The 20,897-nt window shown below is 71.5% G+C and carries 17 protein-coding genes; 9 read left to right on the plus strand and 8 right to left on the minus strand.

All coding sequences use genetic code 11. The annotated features are described in order from the left end of the window. Positions 1-57: 57 nt before the first annotated feature. The 6 genes from ACFP2T_RS22550 to ACFP2T_RS22575 all read left to right on the plus strand — a co-directional run bounded on the left by ACFP2T_RS22550 (position 58) and on the right by ACFP2T_RS22575 (position 8,779). Positions 58-738 (plus strand): hypothetical protein, encoded by a 681-nt coding sequence (locus ACFP2T_RS22550; RefSeq protein ID WP_377424740.1) that lies wholly within the window; start codon positions 58-60, stop codon positions 736-738. Positions 739-1,390: 652 nt separating this feature from the next. Then, positions 1,391-2,575 carry a pyruvate dehydrogenase (acetyl-transferring) E1 component subunit alpha gene (gene pdhA, locus ACFP2T_RS22555; RefSeq protein WP_377424741.1) on the plus strand — a complete coding sequence of 395 codons (1,185 nt, stop codon included), beginning with the start codon at positions 1,391-1,393 and terminating at the stop codon, positions 2,573-2,575. Beyond that, on the plus strand, positions 2,575-3,564 hold the full coding sequence (locus tag ACFP2T_RS22560) for an alpha-ketoacid dehydrogenase subunit beta (protein WP_377424742.1): 990 nt from the start codon (positions 2,575-2,577) through the stop codon (positions 3,562-3,564). Before pdhA ends, ACFP2T_RS22560 begins: the two co-directional genes overlap by 1 nt. Further along, positions 3,561-5,039, plus strand: a complete 1,479-nt coding sequence (locus tag ACFP2T_RS22565) for a dihydrolipoamide acetyltransferase family protein (protein WP_377424744.1) — start codon at positions 3,561-3,563, stop codon at positions 5,037-5,039. Before ACFP2T_RS22560 ends, ACFP2T_RS22565 begins: the two co-directional genes overlap by 4 nt. Positions 5,040-5,270: 231 nt before the next feature. Then, positions 5,271-5,408, plus strand: a complete 138-nt coding sequence (locus ACFP2T_RS22570) for a hypothetical protein (RefSeq protein WP_196202257.1) — start codon at positions 5,271-5,273, stop codon at positions 5,406-5,408. Between the two features lie 359 nt (positions 5,409-5,767). Next, positions 5,768-8,779 (plus strand): hypothetical protein, encoded by a 3,012-nt coding sequence (locus tag ACFP2T_RS22575; RefSeq protein WP_377424745.1) that lies wholly within the window; start codon positions 5,768-5,770, stop codon positions 8,777-8,779. A gap of 75 nt (positions 8,780-8,854) precedes the next feature. Here ACFP2T_RS22575 and trhA read toward each other — a convergent pair whose 3' ends face one another. Together trhA and ACFP2T_RS22585 are read right to left on the minus strand one after the other, a co-directional pair. After that, complete coding sequence (gene trhA, locus ACFP2T_RS22580) at positions 8,855-9,532, minus strand: PAQR family membrane homeostasis protein TrhA (RefSeq protein WP_377424746.1); 678 nt, start codon at positions 9,530-9,532, stop codon at positions 8,855-8,857. A 155-nt stretch (positions 9,533-9,687) separates the two neighbouring features. Continuing rightward, on the minus strand, positions 9,688-10,389 hold the full coding sequence (locus ACFP2T_RS22585) for a hypothetical protein (RefSeq protein ID WP_377424748.1): 702 nt from the start codon (positions 10,387-10,389) through the stop codon (positions 9,688-9,690). Between the two features lie 280 nt (positions 10,390-10,669). On the opposite strand from ACFP2T_RS22585, the gene ACFP2T_RS22590 reads away from it, so the two are divergent. Continuing rightward, positions 10,670-12,385: an alpha-keto acid decarboxylase family protein gene (locus ACFP2T_RS22590; protein ID WP_377424750.1), complete on the plus strand. Its 1,716-nt coding sequence runs from the start codon at positions 10,670-10,672 to the stop codon at positions 12,383-12,385. A 22-nt stretch (positions 12,386-12,407) separates the two neighbouring features. Here the strand turns inward: ACFP2T_RS22590 and ACFP2T_RS22595 are convergent, their stop codons facing one another. Continuing rightward, positions 12,408-14,240 (minus strand): NHL domain-containing thioredoxin family protein, encoded by a 1,833-nt coding sequence (locus tag ACFP2T_RS22595; RefSeq protein ID WP_377424751.1) that lies wholly within the window; start codon positions 14,238-14,240, stop codon positions 12,408-12,410. A gap of 200 nt (positions 14,241-14,440) precedes the next feature. Then, the gene (locus ACFP2T_RS22600; RefSeq protein ID WP_377424752.1) at positions 14,441-14,710 is read right to left on the minus strand and encodes a DUF6458 family protein; all 270 of its coding nucleotides are present in this window, start codon (positions 14,708-14,710) and stop codon (positions 14,441-14,443) included. A 204-nt stretch (positions 14,711-14,914) separates the two neighbouring features. Between ACFP2T_RS22600 and ACFP2T_RS22605 the strand changes: the two genes are divergently transcribed. Continuing rightward, positions 14,915-15,532 carry a SixA phosphatase family protein gene (locus ACFP2T_RS22605; RefSeq protein WP_377424753.1) on the plus strand — a complete coding sequence of 206 codons (618 nt, stop codon included), beginning with the start codon at positions 14,915-14,917 and terminating at the stop codon, positions 15,530-15,532. 52 nt (positions 15,533-15,584) lie between these two features. Here ACFP2T_RS22605 and ACFP2T_RS22610 read toward each other — a convergent pair whose 3' ends face one another. The 4 genes from ACFP2T_RS22610 to ACFP2T_RS22625 all read right to left on the minus strand — a co-directional run bounded on the left by ACFP2T_RS22610 (position 15,585) and on the right by ACFP2T_RS22625 (position 20,106). Continuing rightward, a complete protein-coding gene (locus ACFP2T_RS22610; RefSeq protein WP_377424755.1) occupies positions 15,585-15,854 on the minus strand; it encodes a DUF6458 family protein in 270 nt (89 codons plus the stop codon). 165 nt (positions 15,855-16,019) lie between these two features. After that, positions 16,020-17,912, minus strand: a complete 1,893-nt coding sequence (locus ACFP2T_RS22615) for an acyl-CoA dehydrogenase (RefSeq protein WP_377424756.1) — start codon at positions 17,910-17,912, stop codon at positions 16,020-16,022. 178 nt (positions 17,913-18,090) lie between these two features. Next, the gene (locus ACFP2T_RS22620; protein WP_377424757.1) at positions 18,091-19,218 is read right to left on the minus strand and encodes a PP2C family protein-serine/threonine phosphatase; all 1,128 of its coding nucleotides are present in this window, start codon (positions 19,216-19,218) and stop codon (positions 18,091-18,093) included. Between the two features lie 246 nt (positions 19,219-19,464). Further along, positions 19,465-20,106 (minus strand): septal ring lytic transglycosylase RlpA family protein, encoded by a 642-nt coding sequence (locus tag ACFP2T_RS22625; RefSeq protein WP_377424759.1) that lies wholly within the window; start codon positions 20,104-20,106, stop codon positions 19,465-19,467. Positions 20,107-20,285: 179 nt separating this feature from the next. On the opposite strand from ACFP2T_RS22625, the gene ACFP2T_RS22630 reads away from it, so the two are divergent. Continuing rightward, on the plus strand, positions 20,286-20,849 hold the full coding sequence (locus ACFP2T_RS22630; protein WP_377425192.1) for a phosphoribosyltransferase family protein: 564 nt from the start codon (positions 20,286-20,288) through the stop codon (positions 20,847-20,849). The last annotated feature ends 48 nt before the right edge of the window (positions 20,850-20,897 follow it).

Below are 20,897 nucleotides of genomic sequence, written 5' to 3' on the forward strand. Positions count from 1 at the left end.
AGCGCGGCGGCCGGCTCCGGGACGGGACTCGGCGCGGGCACGGTTCCCGGCGCGGGGGTGGGGTCCGACGCCGGGGTGGAACTTGGCGCCGGAACAGGACTCGGCGCCGGGGTCGGCGCCGGGCTGGTGGGCTCGGGGGCGGCGGTCGGTTCCGTGGACGGGGTCGGTTCCGCCGAAGGAGTGGCCTCCGGCGAACCGGTCGGTGCCGGAGACGTCCCGGGCGCCGTCGGCGACGGTTCGGCGGTGCCGCTCGGCCCGGCCGACGGCGGCCTGCTCGGTTCGGCCGGCGCGGACGGCTCCGGTACCGGCGGGGACGGAGAAGGCGACGGCTCCGGGGACGGAGCGGGCGACGGCGGCACGGCCTGCCCCGGCGTCGGCGTCGGCCCCGGAAGCGTCGGCAGGGTTCCCGTCTGGTTCGGATCCGGGCCGTCGTTCGGCGGTACGCCGGGTTCCGTACCCGACGTGCCGGCGTCGTCGAACTGGCCGGAAGGGACGGGGAACGGCCGCAATCCGGTCCGCAGGGACCGGTCGCCCGTACCGGCCGGGCCCGGTGCCACCACGGGCGGCGTCGTCGGGACCAGCGGTACGACCACCAGCGGCCCGCCGGACGGCGGTGCGATGAACGGCGTGACCCCGGCCGGTGGCATGCCGTCGGCCACGGTCGCCGAACCGCTGCCGATCGCCGCCAGGATCGGCAACGACGAGGTCCCGGCCAGCAACGCGACCGTGAACAGATAGCGTCGGGTGGGTCCCGCGAGCCCTTCGGCCCGGTGAATCCCGGTCACCCGGCGGTATCCGACGTGTGCGCCGCCGGACCGCCGGTGCCGGGCCGGCAGCATGGGAGCCGGCTCGTCGGCACCGTGGTTGGGCACGGAAAACTCCTCGTCATCGCGGGACAGCGCAGGACCGGCGCGCCGGAAACGGCGGCATCGGCCGAATGGAACCCGGGCGGAGACTCGTCTCTCCCAGGCGACATATCCGCTACCTACAGTGATGTAGTGACGATGAGTTTGCCAGCCTTACACAGCGTGTCAGCGATGGAGATTGAGATGATCCGGTCGCCGTACCCGATCAAATCGGTAGATGTGGTGCGAACCTGGCGGCCATCCGAATCTGGCGGAGGCCGAACTATAGGTGTGCTGAGCTGCTCTGCGAATATGGAGCCGACGGCAACGCGGCCAGACCTTCCGCGCACCCCCCTGTGGCAGGCGGGACGCGGTGCCGGCGCTCGGTGGACCAGGATCGGCCAGAATCTGGTCCACGCCGCGTGGCTGCCCCTACCGGGGTAAGGCGCGGCAGCCACCCCCGGTCCGGCACCAGCCGGACGGGCGCACCAGCTGCGCGGTCGGGACACCCCCGGTGCCGACGCACGAACGACAGGGAGATAGGGATGGCGAAGGGCGATCCTGCGGGTACGGCCCGCGGCAGGCGGGCCACGACCCGGTCCGCACGGCCTGGCGGCACAACCCCAGGCACAGGGGACCTCGTGCAGCTGCTCACCCCGGACGGCGACCGGATCGACAAGGTCACCTGGCACGACGGTACGGAGTACCGCGTCGACTTCACCGACGAGGAGTACCGCGGCCTCTACCGGGACCTCGTCCTGGTCCGCAAGCTCGACGCCGAGGCGACCGCGCTACAGCGGCAGGGTGAACTGGGCATCTGGGCCAGCCTGCTCGGCCAGGAGGCGGCCCAGGTCGGTTCCGGTCGAGCCCTGCGCACCCAGGACATGGCCTTCCCGACCTATCGGGAGCACGGCGTGCTCTACTGCCGGGGAATCGACCCGATCATGCCACTGGGTCTGTTCCGCGGCGTCGACCTCGGCGGCTGGGACCCGAACGAATTCAAGTTCAACATGTACACGATCGTGATCGGGGCGCAGACCCTGCACGCGACCGGCTACGCCATGGGCGTGAACATGGACGGCCGGACCGGCACGGACGACGGCGAGGCGGTGATCGCCTACTTCGGCGACGGTGCCTCCGCACAGGGCGACGTGAACGAGGCCTTCATCTGGGCCAGCGTCTTCAACGCCCCGATGGTGTTCTTCTGCCAGAACAACCAGTACGCCATCTCCGAGCCGCTGGAGCGGCAGACCCGGATCCCGCTCTACCAGCGGGCCGCCGGCTTCGGCTTCCCCGGCGTACGGGTGGACGGCAACGACGTGCTGGCGACGTACGCGGTCACCCGGGCGGCTCTGGACAACGCCCGCCACGGTCAGGGCCCCACCCTGATCGAGGCGTACACCTACCGGATGGGCGCGCACACCACCACGGACGACCCCACCCGGTACCGGATCGCCAGCGAGGTCGAGGCGTGGCAGGCCAAGGACCCGATCGCCCGGGTCCGAACCTTCCTCACCAAGCAGGGCATCGCGGACGACGCGTTCCTCGCCGAGGTGGACGAGCAGGCCAAGCAGGAAGCGCTGCGACTGCGGGAGCGGGTGCTCGAGATGCCCGATCCCGAGCCGCTGACCATGTTCGACAACGTATTCCCACACGGCTCGCCGGAGGTGGACGCCCAGCGTGAGCTGACCGCCCGCTACATGGACTCGTTCGAGGGGAGCGCGCACTGATGGCCACCGAAACCCTCACCCTGGGCAAGGCACTCAACCGCGGCCTGCGCCGCGCGCTCGAGAGCGACCCCAAGGTCATCATCATGGGCGAGGACGTCGGCAAGCTCGGCGGCGTCTTCCGGATCACCGACAGCCTGCAGAAGGACTTCGGCGAGAACCGCGTGATCGACACCCCGCTCGCCGAGTCCGGCATCATCGGCACGGCGGTCGGCCTCTCCATCCGGGGCTACCGGCCGATCTGCGAGATCCAGTTCGACGGCTTCGTCTACCCGGCGTACGACCAGATCGTGTCGCAGGTGGCGAAGATGCACTACCGCTCGCAGGGCAAGGTCAAGGTGCCGATCGTCATCCGGATCCCGTTCGGCGGCGGCATCGGCGCGGTGGAGCACCACTCGGAGTCCCCGGAGGCGTACTTCGCGCACACCGCCGGGCTGAAGGTGGTCGCCTGTTCGACGCCGCAGGACGCGTACACGATGATCCAACAGGCGGTCGCCTCGGACGATCCGATCGTGTTCTTCGAGCCGAAGCGGCGCTACCACGAGAAGGGCCTGGTGGACCTCGACGCGCCACTCGGCGACGCGTACCCGCTGCACGCCGCCCGGGTGGTCCGGCCCGGCCGCGACGCCACGCTGCTGGCGTACGGCCCGATGGTCCGGACCGCACTGGAGGCGGCCGCCGCGGCGGAGGAGGACGGTCGCGACCTGGAGGTCATCGACCTGCGCACCCTCTCCCCGCTCGACCTCGGCCAGGTCTACGAGTCGGTCAAGCGGACCGGCCGGTGCGTGGTGGTGCACGAGGCACCCGGCAACCTCGGTCTCGGCTCCGAGATCGCGGCCCGGATCACCGAGGAGTGCTTCTACTCCCTGGAGGCACCTGTGCTGCGGGTCGCCGGCTTCGACACGCCCTATCCGGCCGCCCGGCTGGAAGAGGACTACCTGCCCAACCTCGACCGGGTGCTCGACGGCGTCGACCGCACCTTCGGCTGGTGAGCGGGATGTCGCGAGTCAGAGAGTTCCCCCTCCCCGACCTCGGGGAGGGGCTGACCGAGGGCGAGATCCTCAAGTGGCTGGTGTCGGTCGGTGACACGGTCGAGCTGAACCAGCCGATCGTCGAGGTCGAGACCGCCAAGGCTGCGGTCGAGATCCCGGCGAAGTGGGCCGGCAAGGTCATCGCGATCTTCCAAGAGGAAGGCACGGTGGTCGACGTCGGTACGCCGATCTTCGCCGTCGACACCGACCCGGGCGCCGGAGACCTGCCGGTGCCGTCCGCCGCCTCGTTGGCGGCGGTCGAGCTGGCTCCGGCGGAGGGCGCCATCGAACCGGGCCTGATCGGCGGCCCGGCACCGGGTGGCCGGACGGCGGTGCTGGTCGGCTACGGCCCGAAGACCGCCGCCGCGAAGCGCCGACCCCGCAAGGGCGCCGGGCCGAACGGCACTCCGGTGCCACGGTCCGCACCCGCATCGGTACCGGCGCCCGCGCCGGCTCCGACCCCGGTGCCGGCAGCTCCGCCGGTACGCCGGGCGGCCACGACACCGCCTCCGGCGCCCGCCGCCGGGACCGGTACGGGATCCGAGGCGCTGGTTCTGGCGAAGCCGCCGGTACGCAAGCTCGCCAAGGATCTCGGGGTGGACCTGCGTACCCTGACCGGGTCGGGCCCGTTGGGCTCGATCACCCGGGACGACGTACACCTGGCGGTGGCCGGGGGCGGGACGGATGCCGAACCGGCGTCCGCGACCCGGACCACGGCGGGCCCCGCCTTCGGGCCGGACCGGGAGCAGCGGATTCCGGTCAAGGGCGTGCGGAAGCTCACCGCGCAGAACATGGTCGCGTCAGCGTTCACCGCCCCGCACGTCACCGAGTTCCTGACGGTCGACGTGACGCGGTCGATGAAGGCGCTCGACCGGCTGCGGAAGCGTCGGGAGTGGCAGGAGGTCCGGGTCTCACCGCTGCTGCTCGTCGCCAAGGCGGTGCTGCTCGCGGTCGGCCGGCATCCGATGGTCAACTCGACCTGGGCCGACGACGAGATCGTGGTCAAGGAGTACGTCAACCTGGGCATCGCGGCGGCGACCGAGCGCGGCTTGATCGTGCCGAACATCAAGGACGCCGGCCGGCTGTCGCTGCGGGAGCTGGCCGATGCGATGACCGCGCTGGTCCAGACGGCGAAGGCGGGACGGACGGCGCCGACCGACATGTCCGGCGGCACCCTGACCATCACAAATGTCGGAGTCTTCGGCGTCGACACGGGTACCCCGATCCTGCCGCCGGGCGAGTCGGCGATCCTGGCGTTCGGGGCGATCCGGGAGATGCCCTGGGTACACAAGGGCAAGATCAAGGTTCGTCACGTGACGACGCTGGGGCTCTCCTTCGACCACCGGATCATCGACGGCGAGCTGGGGTCGAAGTTCCTGCGTGACGTGGGCGACTTCCTGGCCGATCCGGAGGCGGCCCTGCTCGGCTGGACCTGACGCTCCGACGATCCGCACTGGCAGGACGCGGCCGGTGTGCCCCGGGTTACCCCCGGGCACACCGGCCGTAGCCATTAGGTTACGAAGAACCGTCGCCACGAAGACGGTTTGACTTTTGATTCGTAGGCCGGTGTCCCAACTCACCTTCTAATCGGTGGCAGCCTCCGGTGAGATGCGATTGAATGGACACATCAGACGGGAAGACAACCGAATAGCCAGGGGGCACACACCATGAGCATGATCAATCGACTTCGTAACCGACGGGCCAGCGTCCGACGCGCGCGGGCGATCGAGCGGGCACTGCAGGCGACCAGCTCGCCGGCGGTCCGCGACGAGATCCTGATCGCCGCGCAGCGCTACTACGGCTGACCCCCAGCGGAGCCTCCTCACCTCCGCACCAGATCGACGGCCCGCCCGGTCCGCCGGGCGGTCCGTCGGCGTTTCACAGCGCGGCCACCGGGATTCCGCCCCTGCCACGCCGCCCGGTACGGTGGGGCTCGGTCGTCGCCCGACCAACCGCCCGAGACGTACCGAGCAGACCTCGTCAGCTCGGCGCTCCCGGACGGCTGGCCCCCGGCGACCTGTGCTGCCCCCGGGCGGCACCGGCCTGGACCGGTTACCGTGCGGGGAGCTTGCTGAGCCGGTCTCGCGCCGGTACCGCCGGCGACCCTGGCCGGAGAACCGACGCGCGATCGGCGCGGCCGACATGTGATGGAGGAGGCGCGCGCATGACGTCCGAGGATCCGCAGCACCCCGGCCGGTGGCCGGACGAGGCTGCGCCGGGCGCCGCAGGCCCAGCCCCGTACGGCAGTTCCGCACCACAGGGCGAGGACCGGTTCCCGCCCCAGGGCGCTGGCGCGCCACCGGCCGACTTCGGATGGGCACCACCGCCGTCCGGGCGAGCGGGTGCGCCCACCGCCTGGGACGAGCAGCCAGCCGGCCCGGGTGGCGGCCAGGCCGGCGCGCCCGGTTGGGAGGGGTCCGGCAACGAGCCGGGCGCACCCCGGCCACGCCCGGAGACGCAGTGGGGCGTACCGCCGGAGGCGTCCGCCCCGCCGAGGCCAACGCCCGCCGAGGGCGCCGGCTACCCGCCGGAGTGGGGCAACCCTCCGGCCCAGGGCGCCCCGGTCGGCCCTCCGCGCTGGACCGGCTCCGGCCAGTCCGAAGACCCGTCGAGCGGGCAGTCGGCGTACCCGGCCCAGTCCGCCGCGCCCGGCGGCTCGGAGAGCTATCCCGACCAGCACGTCGGGGGTCAGCAGGGCGGTTACCCCGCCCAGCCCGGCAGCGGCCCGCAGGGCGGCTACCCGGCCCAGTCCTCCGGCGGCCCGGCATACCCCGGCCAGTCCTCCGGCGGCCCGGCATATCCGTCGGCGGCGCCGGACGGGTCCGCGTACCCCGGCCAGTCCGCCGACAATTCCGGCTACCCTCCGGCCAACCGGGGCGGCGGCTTCGCCGGCCCCGAACCGTGGGGACCGGGCGAGGCGTGGGGCTCCCAGCGACCTGGTTCGGAGTCCACTCCGCCACCGGGCGACTACCCGCAGCGGCCCACCGACTACCCACCGCAGGCAGGGGCGGGACAGCCGCACGGCGGATCGCCACAGGCTGCCGCCTGGGCACCCGAGCCGTCGACCTGGTCGTCGTCGCCGGGACCGAACGCCAGGCCCGGTGCATTCGAGCCGTCCCGTCCCGAGTTCGACCGGCGGGAGTCGGGCAGCCCGGCCGACGGACCGGCGTACCAGCCCCGCCCGGCGCCGGGATTCTCGCCGGAGAACGCCGTACCGTTGCCGCCGCAGGAGACCCGGGTACCCGGCGCGAGTCTGGCCGCCGCACCGCCGGCCGACTACCCACCGCAGTCCCCGACCGACTACGCGGCGCAGTCCGGGCGCCCCGCGCCGGCTGGTTCGCCGGCCCCCGGTGACTACCCGCCCCGGCCCGGCTTCCCCTCGGAGGGCCGGGACTACGGTCAGCCCGCGGACGGCCGGGACTACGGTCAGCCCGCGGAGGGCCGGGACTACGGTCAGCCCGCGGACTACGGTCAGCCGGCGGACTACGGTCAGCCGGCGGACTACGGTCAGCCGGCCCGGGAGCCGGACGGCTGGACGCCGGGTGGTTATCCGTCGACCGCGCCGGACGCGGCACCGCAGTCGCCCGCTCCCTCGCCCGGTGCCATGCCGGTCGTACCTCAGCCACGGGTGCCGACGGACTCCTCGGTCGGCGGCCGGGTGGCCGTACCCGGGGTGGGACGGCCGGAGCCGGCCGCCGAATCCGACCGACCCGTCGGCCGGGCCAGCGCCGCCGTTCCGGCGGCCAGTCGGGTCCTGCCGCCGGCCGACCACGTCGCCGCGACCCCGATGCCGGCACCGCAGCCACGGGTGTACGGCCGGGCCGCCCCAGCGGACGAGCCCGACCAGGGCCGCCCCGCCGAGCCCGGCGGCTGGGAGGCCGATCGGTCCGGCGGCGAGAGCGCGAGACGGCCCGGAGTGGGCGTCTACGGCGCGCCACCCGCACAGCCGGGGTCGGAAGACCATGACGACCGATTTCCGGATGACCCACCGGCGACCCGGGTGGCCGTTCCGGGAGCCAGGGCACCCCAGGCCGACGCCCCGAACCGCCCTCAGGCGGCCGGAGCCGCGCCCTTCGCCGACCTGATCGACTCCCCCGGGGCCGGTGCACCCGGATCCGGTCCGCCGGACGCCGCCCGGTTCGGCGGACCCGGCCCAGCCGACCGCTTCGGCGTACCCGGCTCACCCGAGGCAGACCGGTTCGGCGGACCCGGCCCAGCAGACCGGTTCGGCGGGCCAGCTCCCGCCGACACCGACCGCTTCGGCGGACCCGGCCCAGCCGACCGCTTCGGCGTACCCGGCTCACCCGAGGCAGACCGCTTCGGCGGACCCGGCCCAGCCGATGCTGACCGGTTCGGCGGACCCGGCCCAACCGATGCTGACCGGTTCGGCGGGCCCGGCCCAGCCGACCGCTTCGGCGTACCCGGTTCACCCGACACCGACCGGTTCGGCGGGCCAGCTCCCGCCGACACCGACCGATTCGGCGGGCCGGGCGGAGCCGACCGCGACCGCTTCGGCGGAAACGGGGCCGGGCAGCCGGGCTTCGGTCCGCCGATGCCCGGCGCCGGAGGCCCGGGCGGATTCGGCGCGCCCAATTCGGCAGCACCGGTACCGGCGGCTTACGGGTCGCCGGGCGCGGCTGCGACCTACGGATCAGCGGGAGCGGCTGCGACCTACGGGTCGCCACCCGGAGCGGCCCCGACGACGTTCGGGGCACCCGGGGGTGCGCCGCCGTACGGATCGCCGTCCCCGTCGGGTCCGAACTGGGGCGGTGGACCGGACGGTGCCGATCAGGGCCGGTTCGACTCGTTCAAGCCGGAAGCGGAACCTGAGGTCAAGACCGAGCCCCCGGCGCCGCAGGTACGCAACGGGAAGGTGCTGTTCCTGGTGCTGGTCGCCGCGGTTCTGCTGCTGGCGATTCCACTGGGCACCCTCTGGCTGCTCGGCAAGATCGGGGAAGATGACTCGGCTCCCCCGTTCAACCCGGCGGTCGGCGCCTGTGTCAAGGACTCCGGTGGGACTCCTGTCATCGCCGACTGCGCGGAGCAGGGCGTCTTCAAGGTGGTCTCCAAGGTGACCGACAAGGCGGAGTGCGCACCGAACACTCCGCAGACCATCGTCATCCCGGGCCGCAAGGAAGTGCTCTGCCTGCAACCGGCGGCGACCGCCGGTAGTTGAGTCCGGCCGGCTGATACGAAACCACGCGCCCCGCCTCCCGTTCGGGAGGCGGGGCGCTGGTCGTTTCACGGCGGGTCATGCGAAGAGGGCGAAGTAGATCGCCACGTGATGACAGATCGCCGCGACGAGGGTGCACGCATGGAACAGTTCGTGGTGGCCGAACACCGTGGGCCAGGGATTGGGGCGACGTAGCGCGTAGCAGACGGCACCGACGCTGTAGGCGGCCCCTCCGGCGACCAGCAACGCCAACACGGTCGCCCCGCCCCGATCCAGGATGTCCGGCAGCACGGCGACAGCGACCCAGCCCAGCGCGAGGTAGAGGGGCGCGGACACCCACCGGGGTGCGTGTGGCCAGACCAGCTTGAGTGCCACCCCGACCACCGCGCCGGACCACACGATCACCAGCAGTACGGCCGCACTCCGCCCCGAGAGCAGCAACAGGCAGAACGGCGTGTACGTGCCGGCGATGAACACGAAGATCATCGAGTGGTCGAGCCGGCGCATGGTGCGGTAGCCGCGCTCCGACCAGACCCGACGGTGGTAGAGGGCGCTGGTGCCGAAGAGGCCGCAGACGGTGACGCTGTAGACGGTGCAACTGATCAGCGCTGTCCAGCCCGGCCGGGTCGCCGCGATCGAGCAGAGTACGACACCGGCCGCCACGGCCACGAAGAAGGCGTACGCGTGCAGCCAGCCTCGCATCCGTGGTTTGCCCAGGTCGACGGGGCGGAGCCGGGACGGCGAAGAGGTACTCACCTGGACAGGTTACGACACCGTAGGTTACTCAGGGGTAGTGCATCGCATCACGTCACCGAAACCCCGCCGTCGTCACGGAATCTCCCCGCCGTCCACCCCGCCCCGCCCCGCGTCGACCAGGTCGGACCGTCCGGGTTCGACCCGGGCGCCAGCGGCTAATCCTCCGTCGAGAGCGCCTCGCCACGTCGGCGCAGCATCGCCAACCCAGGGATGCCGCCGATGGCGAGCCTCAGGTCGCGGGTCACGTTGAGCAGGTCGTGGATGTCCGGGCCGACCCGGTCCAGGGTGGCCAGGATCGGCAGTACGTCCGACGTGAGGTGTCCGGTCAACCGGGGCAGTTCGTCGATCAGCCGGATCGCCGCGTCGACCTCCTCCGGGGTGAGCTGCTCGACGAACCGGTTCGCCATCGGTGCGCCCTTGCGCAACGTGTCGGCGTACGCGGCGAGCAGCTCGTCGACGGTGGTCATGGTCCCCTCGGCGCGGGCCATGGTCGCGGCTGCTTGGTCCGCCACGAGTTTCGCGTCGGCGACCACCAGCCCGGCGACCGCCGTGATCCGGGTCGCCTCGTCGATCGGGGCGACGGCGCGGGCGGTGACCGACCGCACCTGCTCGATCGTCTTCTCCGTCGCGTCGACGATCTGACCGGTGCGGTCCAGGGTGGACTCCACGCGCTCCAGGACCGATTCCACCCGGTCGAGCACGGAGGCGATCCGGCGTACCAGCGTCTCGGTGCCGTCGAGCAGGTCGAGGGCGCGGGCCGGCAGGTCGGCGAGTGTGGCTGCCGCACCGGTGGCCTGGTCGACGGCGTTCCTGGTGAGGTGGAGGAGGGCCGAGGGATGGGGGAGGGGGAATGCCATTCCGCAATTGTGCGTCGCACGATCCGGGCCGGCCGCACGGGCGATCAACGAGGGGTGCTCCCGTAGCTTCCATTCCCCTGTTCGGCCGGTGATTTCCCCGCCTGCCTGCGGCCCTCGCGGCCTGGTTCGTGGCTTTGCCGATTCCCGGTCCCGGCGCCAGGCGAAGACCCGAGAATGAGGGAACGGCGGCGGGCGGTGCGGTCGAGGTCGACCACTCGTGGGCGGTCGGACTGCGACGGTGCGGTGACGGGGGTGGCACGATGCGGGGAACTGGCCAACCATGATCACCGTGGGTGAACTGCTGCTGAGCCGGCTCCACGACCTCGGGGTACGACACATCTTCGGCCTACCGGGCGACTACAACATGGAGTTTCTCGACCAGATCGAGGCGTTTCCGGGGATCGAGTGGGTGGGTAGCTGCAACGAGCTGAACGCCTCCTACAGCGCCGACGGCTACGCCCGACTGGCCGGGATCGCCGCCATCGTCACCACCTTCGGACCGGGCGAACTCTCCGCGGTGTGCGGCCTCGCCGGGGCGATGGCGGAGTCGGTGCCGATCGTGTCGATCGTGGGCGGGCCACCGGTCCGGATCATGGAGCAGCACGCGGCGATGCACCACTCCCTCGGCGACGGCGACTACGACCGCTGGGTCCGGGTCGGCCGCGAGGTGACCGTGGCCCAGACCAGCCTGACCGCCGACAACGCCGGCAGCGAGATCGACCGGGTGCTGTGTGCGGGTTGGCTCGCCCGGCGACCGGTCTACGTACGCCTGCCCGGGGACGTCGCCCGGCAGCGGGTGGCGCCACCCTCGTCGCCGCTCATCCCGCCCGAGCCGGCCGTCGACCCGAAGCAGCTCGACGCGTTCGTCGGTGCCGCCCGGCGGCTGCTCGCCGACGCCACCCGCCCGGCGCTGCTGGTGGGCAACCTGGCGATCCGTTACGACCTGCGGGACCTGGTGAACTCGCTGTTGATCGACCGGAACTGGCCGGTCGCGACGCAGAGCCTGGGACGTGGCTTCATCGACGAGTCCAGCCCGCACTTCGTCGGCATCTACAACGGCGGGGACAGTCTGGAACCGGCCCGCACCGCGATCGAGGGTGCCGACGCCCTGGTCTGCGTCGGCACGAAGTTCTTCGACTGGGACGGCCTGTTCACCGCCGACCTGGACCTCTCCCGGATCATCGGGCTCAACACCACCTCCAGCAGCGTCGGGGAGGACGTGTTCCCGTCCGTACCCCCGGCCGCGGCACTGCACGCGCTGTACGGGATCGCACCGGCTCGCGAGGCCGACTGGGAGGTGACCATCGAACCCGGTCCCATCCCCCTCGACTCGACCAGCACCGCACCGCTCCGGCAGGCGCGGCTCTGGTCTGCCGTGGCGGCCATGCTGCGTCCGGGAGACGTGCTCGTGCCGGAGACGGGCACCCCGTCGTTCGGCGTGGCGAACTTCCACCTGCCGTCGGACACCGACGTCCTGCTGGCGCCGCTCTGGGGCGCGATCGGGTACGCGACGCCGGCCGCGTTCGGCGCGGGGATGGCGGACCCCGATCGCCGGGTCGTCCTCATCACCGGGGACGGCTCACTCCAACTGACGGTCCAGGAGATCAGCCGGATGCTGGCCACCGGCCAACGCCCGATCATCATGGTGCTGAACAACGGCGGCTACACCGTGGAGCGGACGATCGAGGGCGCACACCAGCCCTACAACGACATCGACAACTGGCGCTACGCCGAGCTGCCGTCGATGTTCGCCCGGAACGCACCGATCGACTCGTACGTGGCCGCCACCGAGGGCGACCTGGCCCGGGTCTTCGCCGGTCTCTCCGGCAGACCCGACCGGTTGACCATCATCGAGGTACGGCTCGACACCGAGGACGTGCCGCTCGGCATGCCCCGGTGGGGGAAGGAGACGACCGCCCTCGACTACCAGGTGCGGATGTCGATGGACCCTCCCCGGTTGCCGTGGGGTGGCCTGCCGGAGCAGACGGCGAGTTGACCCCCGGGCCGGGGGCGGCGCACTAGCTGTCCAGACCGCGCAGGATGAGCGGCAGCCGGTGTACCCCGTCCGACGTGATCCGTACCGGCACGCCCCAGTCCTGCCGGCTCAGGTGGCAGGCGGCATGCTCGGCCTCGGCGTCACAGGTGGCAGCCTGGGCGACCACCTGCAACACCCCGCTGGCCACCTGGTCGTTGAGGACCAGGCGGCGGGACAGTTCCGTGCCGACCCCGGCGCCGTCGAGCAGCAACTCGGGTGGGGACGCGGAGATCTCCAGGCGGGTGGAGGGGCCGAAGGACTCGTCCAGCTTCTGCCCCGGCGGCGGCTCGAAGATCACGTCCAGGGTCAGTTCGCCTGCGGCGAGATCGGTCGGCGGCCGCTCCGTACGGTGCCGGGCGCCGGCGATCGTGCTGGCCCCGGCCGCCGACAACGCACCCGGCGCCAACCGGGAGAGCCGGTGCGCGGCGGACTCGACCACCAGCACCTCGCCCTCGCCGGTGACCACCAGGTCGCTCGGCTCGGCCAGTCCGCTCGCGACCGTCGACACGGTCCCCGACGCCGGGTCGAACCGCCGCACCGCGCCGTTGTACGTGTCGGCGATCAGCACCGACCCGTCCGGCAGCGCGCCGACGCCCAGCGGGTGCTGCAACAGCGCCTGGTCGGCTGGACCGTCCACGTGGCCGAAGTCGAACAGCCCCTGCCCGACGGCGGTGTGCAGTTCCCCGTCCTCGACGTACCGCAGTGCGCTCGTCTCGCTGTCGGCGACCCAGAGCCGACGGCCGTCGCCGGAGACCGAGAGCCCGGACGGCTGGGCCATCCAGACGTCCGGCAGCGGACCGTCCCGTAGCGCCTCGACGGTGGTGCCGGCGTAGATCCCGGCGGTCCGCTTGATCGGATCGAACCACCAGAGCTGGTGGATCCCGGCCATCGCGATCACGACCCGGTCGTCGTACCAAGCCAGGTCCCAGGGCGAGGACAGGTCGATGGAGAGGGCGTCATGGGCGTGGTCGTCCACCGTCGAACGCCACTGTCGGCCCGTACCCGCGACGGTGGTCACCTCGCCGGTCTCCAGCCGTACGCCCCGGAGCAGGTGGTTGACGGTGTCCGCCACCACGACGTCGTACCCGGCGACCTCGGCCGCGTGCCTGGGCAGGCGGCAGATGCCCTGCGGCTCGGCGAACCGGGCGGTGTCGGCCGGGCCGTCCGCCCGTCCCCGGTGCCCGGCGCCGATCCGCCGCAGTACCGTCTCGCCGTCCGGCCCGAGTTCGACCAGGGAGTGCCGGGCCGAGTCCGACACCAGCAGGTGACCGTCGCCCAGTTCGACCGCCTTGCCCGGGAAGCGCAGCGGGGTCGCCGGCTCGGCGGGCGGGACGTACGGGCCGTCGCCGCGGTGCAGGGTGCCCTTGGCCTCGTGGGTGGCGATCAGCTCGTCGAGCAGCCGGGACAGCCCTTCGGCGTGACCCTCGCCGGCCATCGACGCGACCACGTAGCCCTCGGGGTCGATCACGTTCAGCGTCGGCCACGCCTTCGCCGCGTACTGCTGCCAGGTGGCCATCTCCACGTCGTCCAGCACCGGATGGGTGACGCCGTACCGCTCGACGGCGGCGGCGAGCGCGTCCGGGTCCCGCTCGTGCTCGAACTTCGGCGAGTGGACCCCGATCACCACCAGGGCGTCGCCGTACTTCTCCTCCAACGGGCGCAGCTCGTCCAGCACGTGCAGGCAGTTGATGCAGCAAAAAGTCCAGAAATCCAGCAAAATGACTTTTCCGCGCAAATCGGCGAGAGTCAGGTCCCGCCCGCCGGTGTTGAGCCAGCCCCGGCCCCGGAACTCTGGTGCGCGCACCCGTGCAGTCATGCGCCCATATTGCAGGACCCGGCCGTGGTCCGCCCCGCGACCCCGGCCAGAGGTCGCCCCGGGCACCGCAACACCGTCACCGCACCTCGGGCGCCACGCTCAACCCTGAGGGCGCCAGGGCAACCCGGGGCCCGGACGGCGCCAGGGCAACCCGGGCGGACCTGCCGCGCCGTACCCCGCTCTGGCCCGGTCATCCCCGGTCAGAGCGGATGGCCGGGACGACGCACCTCGCGGTACTCCTCGACGACCTGCTCGTCCCGACTCGGCACGACCCTCGGGTCGGCCACCGGGGTGACAACCGTACGGCGACGACCGCGCCAGAGGTAGGCAGTCATGATCAGGCCGACCACGCCGGCGAGCATCAGCACCCAGCCGACGATGCTCAGGTTGAGCCAGCCCACCTCGACGTCCACCGCGAACGCGAGGATCGCACCCAGTGCAATGAGGAAGATGCTTCCACCGATGCCCACTTTGTCGCCCTCCTAGGCTCTCGACCGGCTTGCGCCAGTACCGCCCACCGGTGAGGTCGCGGTACACGTCGACATACCCAGGCGTTTCAAATCCGAATCAGGCAAGCTGGTTGGCGACGTCGTGATCGGGCCGGGCCGGGTGGCCAACGGTCAGCCGTACATCACGGAAAGACGCCCTGACCGAGGCGGAGGAGTGGGATCGACGTGACGGATACCAGTGGGGTCAGCCCGAGCGGGGCCGTTGGACGGCCGAAGGCGCCCAAGCGGCTACTCGTGCTGCTCCGGCATGCAAAGGCCGAGCGACCGACCACCGGACCGGACGCCGAGCGACCGTTGACCGCCCGCGGACACGCGGACGCGGCCGCCGCCGGCGCCTGGCTGGGCCACGGCGGCTACCTGCCGACCGTCGTCGTCTGCTCCCCGGCCAAACGCACCCGGCAGACCTGGCACGACGCCGCCCTCGGGATGGCGGCGCCGCCGACCCGTCCGGTCGAGCCACCACGCGACTCCGCGACCGCGCCGGCGGGCACCACACGTACGCAGAGCGGAGTTCCGGCCGTCCGCTACGACCAGCGGGTCTACCACGGGTACGCGGCGGACCTGCTCGAGCTCGTCCGCTCCACCGATCCGCACGCGACAACGCTGCTGCTGATCGGGCACAACCCGACCATCTCGGAGTTGTCCACTCTGCTCGATCCGGTGCATGCCGACCCGGACGGACTGCGCACCAGCGGGATCGTCGTGCACGGGATCGACGGCGAGTGGGCGGACGTACGCGAGCAGGCCGGACCGATCGTGAAGTGGCACACCGCGCGCGGTTGACCGGCGGGTCACCGGTGATGTCGCGTCACCGGTGATTCCGGCCGCCCCCCGATCAGGTCGGTGGTGCGCTCGGTGGCGGCGGATCCGGTGGCGGCGGCATCATCGCCGTCGGATGTGACAGTCGGTTCTCCTCGACGATCAGCGTCCGGGCGCGCTTCTTGCGGTCCTGCCAGTACCAGAGGGTGGTGGCCACCACTCCGAGCCCGGCCAGGATCAATACCCAGCCGACCGCGCGCAGGTCGAGCCACCAGATGTTCGCTCTGATCGCGAACGTCAGGATGGCTCCCAACGTAATGAGGAAAATTCCCGTACCAAGGCCCATGTCCGCTGCACTCCCCCGTGCGATGGGTCGTGGGCTTTCATGACAAATCAGGTCAAACTGCTCCTAGCACCGCCTCAAGAATAACGCGGCGGCCGGCGAGCAACTGCTACGCCGGCCGCCTGTCGAGCGGGGACCACCGCCAACGTGCGCGGGATCGGAAAACCGTCAGAAGACGTCCTCGGCCAACTCCATCAACTCGAGGTCGGCGCCCTCGACGATGCGCCGGTCGGCACCGATCCGGGGCAGGACCTCGCGGGCGAAGAACCGGGCGGCGGCCAGCTTTCCGGTGTAGAACGCCTTGTCCGCCTCGGACACCTCCGCGCTCAACGCCCGGAGCGCCACCTCGGCCTGCCGTTGCAGCAGCCAGCCGACGACCAGGTCGCCGACCGCCAGCAGGAAGCGGCGACTGCTCAGCCCGATCCTGTACATCGCGCGCGGATCGTCACCCTGGGCCTCCGCGAGCCACCCGGTCATGGTGCCGAGCATGCTCTGCACCTCGCCGAGCGCCCGGCCCAGGGCCAACCGCTCCTCCTTGAGCTGGCCGTCGACCGGCTCGGCGGACATCGCGGGCACCGGGTCGGAACCGGCCCCGGACTCGACAAAGCCCTGGATCTCGCCGGCCACGGCCATCAGGCTCGTCCCCCGGTCCCGGACGATCTTCCGGAAGAACAGGTCGAGGCTCTGGATCGCCGTGGTTCCCTCGTAGAGAGTGTCGATCTTCGCGTCGCGGACGTACTGCTCCAACGGGTAGTCCTGGAGGAAACCGGAGCCGCCGAACGTCTGCAACGACTCGTGCCCGAGCAACTCGTACGCCCGCTCGGAGCCGACTCCCTTGACCAACGGCAGCAACAGGTCGTTCACGCCCTTGGCGAGCTTGACGGTCGACTCGTCACCGGCCGCCTCGGCCAGGTTGATCCGGTCCTGCCAGGTCGCCGTGTAGCAGACCAGCGCACGCAGGCCCTCGGCGTACGCCTTCTGGAGCATCAGCGAGCGGCGGACGTCCGGATGGTGGGTGATGGTCACCCGGGGGGCGTTCTTGTCGGTCGACCGGAGCAGGTCTGCACCCTGGACCCGGTTCTTCGCGTACTCCAGGGCGTTGAGGTAGCCGGTGGAGAGCGTGGCGATGGCCTTGGTGCCGACCATCATCCGGGCGTACTCGATGATCAGGAACATCTGCCGGATGCCGTCGTGTACGTCGCCCAGCAGCCAGCCCTTGGCCGGAACGCCGTGCTCGCCGAAGGTCATCTCGCAGGTGTTCGAAACCTTGAGGCCCATCTTGTGTTCGAGGTTCGTCGCGTAGACGCCGTTGCGGTCGCCCAGTTCGCCGGTCTCGGAGTCGAAGTGGAACTTGGGAACCACGAACAGCGACAGGCCCTTGGTACCCGGGCCGCCGACACCCGCCACCCCGACCGGTCGGGCCAGGACATAGTGGATGATGTTGTCGGTCAGGTCGTGCTCACCGCTGGTGATGAACCGCTTGACGCCCTCGATGTGCCAGGAACCGTCCGGCTGCGGGATCGCCCGGGTCCGCCCCGCGCCCACGTCCGAGCCGGCGTCGGGTTCGGTGAGCACCATCGTGGAGGCCCACTGCTTCTCGACGAAGAGCCTGGCCCACCTCTTCTGCTCCTCGGTGCCCTCCCGGTAGAGGGTGTGCGCGAAGGACGGGCCGCCGGCGTACATCCAGAGTGGCGCGTTGGCGCCGAGGATCAGCTCGGCGGCCGACCACCACAGGGCGCGCGGGGCGAGTGTCCCGTCCAGCTCGGCCGGCAGGTCCATCCGCCAGAAGTCCGACTCCATCAGGGTCCGGTAGGACTGCTTGAAAGCCTCGGGCAGTGCCGCGGTGTGGTTGGCCGGATCGAACACCGGCGGATTGCGGTCACTCTCGGCGTAGCTGACCGCGAGGTCCTCGCGGGCCAGCCGGTCGACCTCGGCGAGGACGCTCCGAGCGGTGTCGGCGTCCAGTTCGGAGTACGGGCCGACGCCGAACGTCCGCTCCGCCCCGAAGACCTCGAAGAGGTTGAACTCAAGATCGCGCCGATTGCTCCTGTAGTGGGTCATTTGCCCCCCGCTTCCGAACACAGGTTACCCAGCAGTAACACGAGTTATATTACTCGCGGGTAGGACGCCCAGAGCCGGTCAGTCCGGTGACGAATGCCACAGTGCCGGAAACCCGACCCCCGCTGCCGGCCGCCGCACGGCCGGCCCCGCCCGGCCCACCGGGTTCCGGTACGGCTGCTCAGCCGTCGGTGGCGCCGACCTCCCAGCTCGGTACGGCGGTGGTGGTTGCCGAGCGCGGTCCCGGGTACTCCATCAGCACCAGGGCGATGTCGTCGTCGAGCCGACCGCGCACCCACTCGACCAGCGCCGACTCCAGCGACGCCAGCCCGTCGGCCACGGTGCCGTGCCCGAGCAGTCGCCAGGCCCGGTCCGCGGTGGGGAAGAACTCGCCGTCCCGACGTGCCTCGCCGAGTCCGTCGGTGAACAGCAGCAGCCGGTCACCGGGCTCGAGCCGCTCGACCCGGGGCCGGACCACCGGCATGAAGCCCAACGGCGGCGCGGGTGCCGGCGGCTCCATCGGAATCACCTGACCGCCCCGGAGCAGCAACGGTGCCGGATGGCCACAGTTCACGATCGTCAGCGTGCCGCCCCGCTCCTCGACCAGGGCCGCCGTCACGAAGTCCTCGTCGCCGACGTTACGCGCCACCGCCCGGTCGAGGTCGGCGACGATCGCCCGCAGGTCGGCCCGCTCGTAGGCGACGTGCCGGTACGAGCCGAGCACGATGCTGGCCAGTCGGACCGCGTCCAGGCCCTTGCCCCGGACGTCTCCGATGATGATCCGCACCCCGTACGGCGTGTCGATCGCCTCGTAGAGGTCACCGCCGATGTCCGCCGCCGCGGTGGACGAGATGTAGTGGCCGGCCACCGCCAGGCTGCCGACCTGTGGACCGACCGGACGTAGTACGGCTTGTTGGGCCACCGACGCGAGTTTGGACAATTCGGCGATCCGGTCGGCCTGCCGTTGCCGGATCACCGCGAACAGCGCGGCGATCGCCGTGGCCAGGACGACGCCGACGACGTTGACCGAGGCGGCCAGCGGAACCACCTGACCGCCCCAGGCCAGGAACACCGCCAGCACGGTCGCGATCGCCCCGACCGCGAGCACCACCCGCCAGGACGCGAACGCCGCGGCCAGGAACGGCGCCGCCGCGACCAGGCCGACATAGTTGACCTTCGAGTCGTCCGCGAACTCCACCACGGAGACGAGTGCGAGCAGCACAATGGCCGCGCCGAGACCGGCGCGGGAGCCAGGGCTCATCGGGCGATCGCCCGACGGCATAAATCGCATGGGTACGCCGAACAGCATGCCTGATCGACGAGCGCGATTGAACGAAGTTGACTCCTCGTCCGATCGGGTTCTGGCCACCTGGCGCATCCAACCGCCCCGGTTTCGCCGGATGCCATCGCCGAGTCAGCCAGCCGTTGCAAGTCGAATGAACATTGTCCGATCATTTCGCCGGCCCGGCGGACACGCACCGGCGTCGCCCCGCCACACCGCAACCGACTCGCCCCGCCACACCGCAACCGACTCGCCCCGCCACACCGCAACCGATCAGCCGAGGACCTCGTACCTCACGTCGAGCGCGCCCTGGTCCAACGAGGCGATCGCCTGGAACGCCCCACGGGACAGGTCGATGCAGCGACCGTCGATGTACGGCCCCCGGTCGTTGATCCGGACCACCACCGACTTGCCATTGGCCGGATTGGTCACCCGCACCCGGGTGTCGAAGGGCAGTGTCTTGTGCGCGGCGGTCAACCCGTCGGGATTGAACGCCTCCCCGTTCGCGGTGACCTGCCCCTGGTCGTAGTACGACGCGCCGCAGGAGCCGGTGTCGACCACCCGGACCGTCGGCGTCGTGACCGCCCGCTTCGTCGCGGCGGGCCGCTTCGTGACGGCGGAACGGGTCGGGCTCGGCGTCGACCGGGTGCTGGACCGGGAGGAGTGCTCGGCCGAGCGGGTCGGATCGGGGTTGGTCGGGGCCGGGCTGGCCGAGGCCGTCGGCAGCCCGCTCGGGATGCCCGGTGCGACCGGGGCGGTCACCAGCGGCGTCGACGACTCACTGGCGGTGGGTTCGGTGCCGAGCCGTACCGCCCCGGCCGCGCCCGCGCCGACCAGCGCGACGGCGACCGCACCGGCGGCCACCAGGCCGGTCGGCGACCTGAAGATCCGAGCTCGGGCATGTCTCCCAGCCACCGGCACTTCCTCTCGTGGACGACATAGATCGGGTCGGACCGTAACGAGACAGGTACTTCGGAAGTCAATGTGATCATGTGCTTTCGCCCGGATATGTGGCGAAACGTGTAGCCGATCATCCGACCCCCGCTGGGTCGGACGTGCCCGTACCGCGAACCGGTCCGCCGCCGTGCCGCAAGATGGTCTGCGTGCGGCGGGCCGAGCTGAGAAAGCGACTGATCGAGGGGTTCCGGTGGACCGACCCGGGACCGGAGAGCACCCACCTGGTCAGCGACTCGTCCGGCTGGTGGCGGGACCCGGCCATCCTCGCCGGTCTCGGACCGGTGCTCGCCGAGCCGTTCCGGGACCGGCGTCCCACCGTCGTGATCGCGCCCGAGGTCACCGGCCTGCTGTTGGGCCCACTCGTCGCGAACGCGCTCGGTGTCGGGTTCGTCCCGGCCTACAAGAACACCGGGGACCGGCGGATCGCCGAGCCCACCACCTGGGCCTTCACCGACTCCGATTACCGGGGGCGGCGACTGGCCCTCGGCGTACGGGACCGGCACCTGGGGCCGGACGACCGGGTGCTGGTGGTGGACGACTGGGTGGCCAGTGGCGCCCAGATACGGGCCCTCTACGAGGTCATCGCCACCCGTGGCGGTACGGCGCTCGGCACCGCGGCGCTGGTCGCCGAGTGTCCACCGGAGCTGGCCCGGCGGCTCCGCCTCGACAGCCTGCTGGCCGCCGCCGACCTGCACGCCTGATCCTCGCCTCTGCACACCGTCCGGTCCGGCCCCATCGCGGGCGGGCAT

The organism is Plantactinospora solaniradicis (assembly GCF_042658085.1).
Taxonomy (GTDB): Bacteria; Actinomycetota; Actinomycetes; order Mycobacteriales; family Micromonosporaceae; genus Plantactinospora; species Plantactinospora solaniradicis.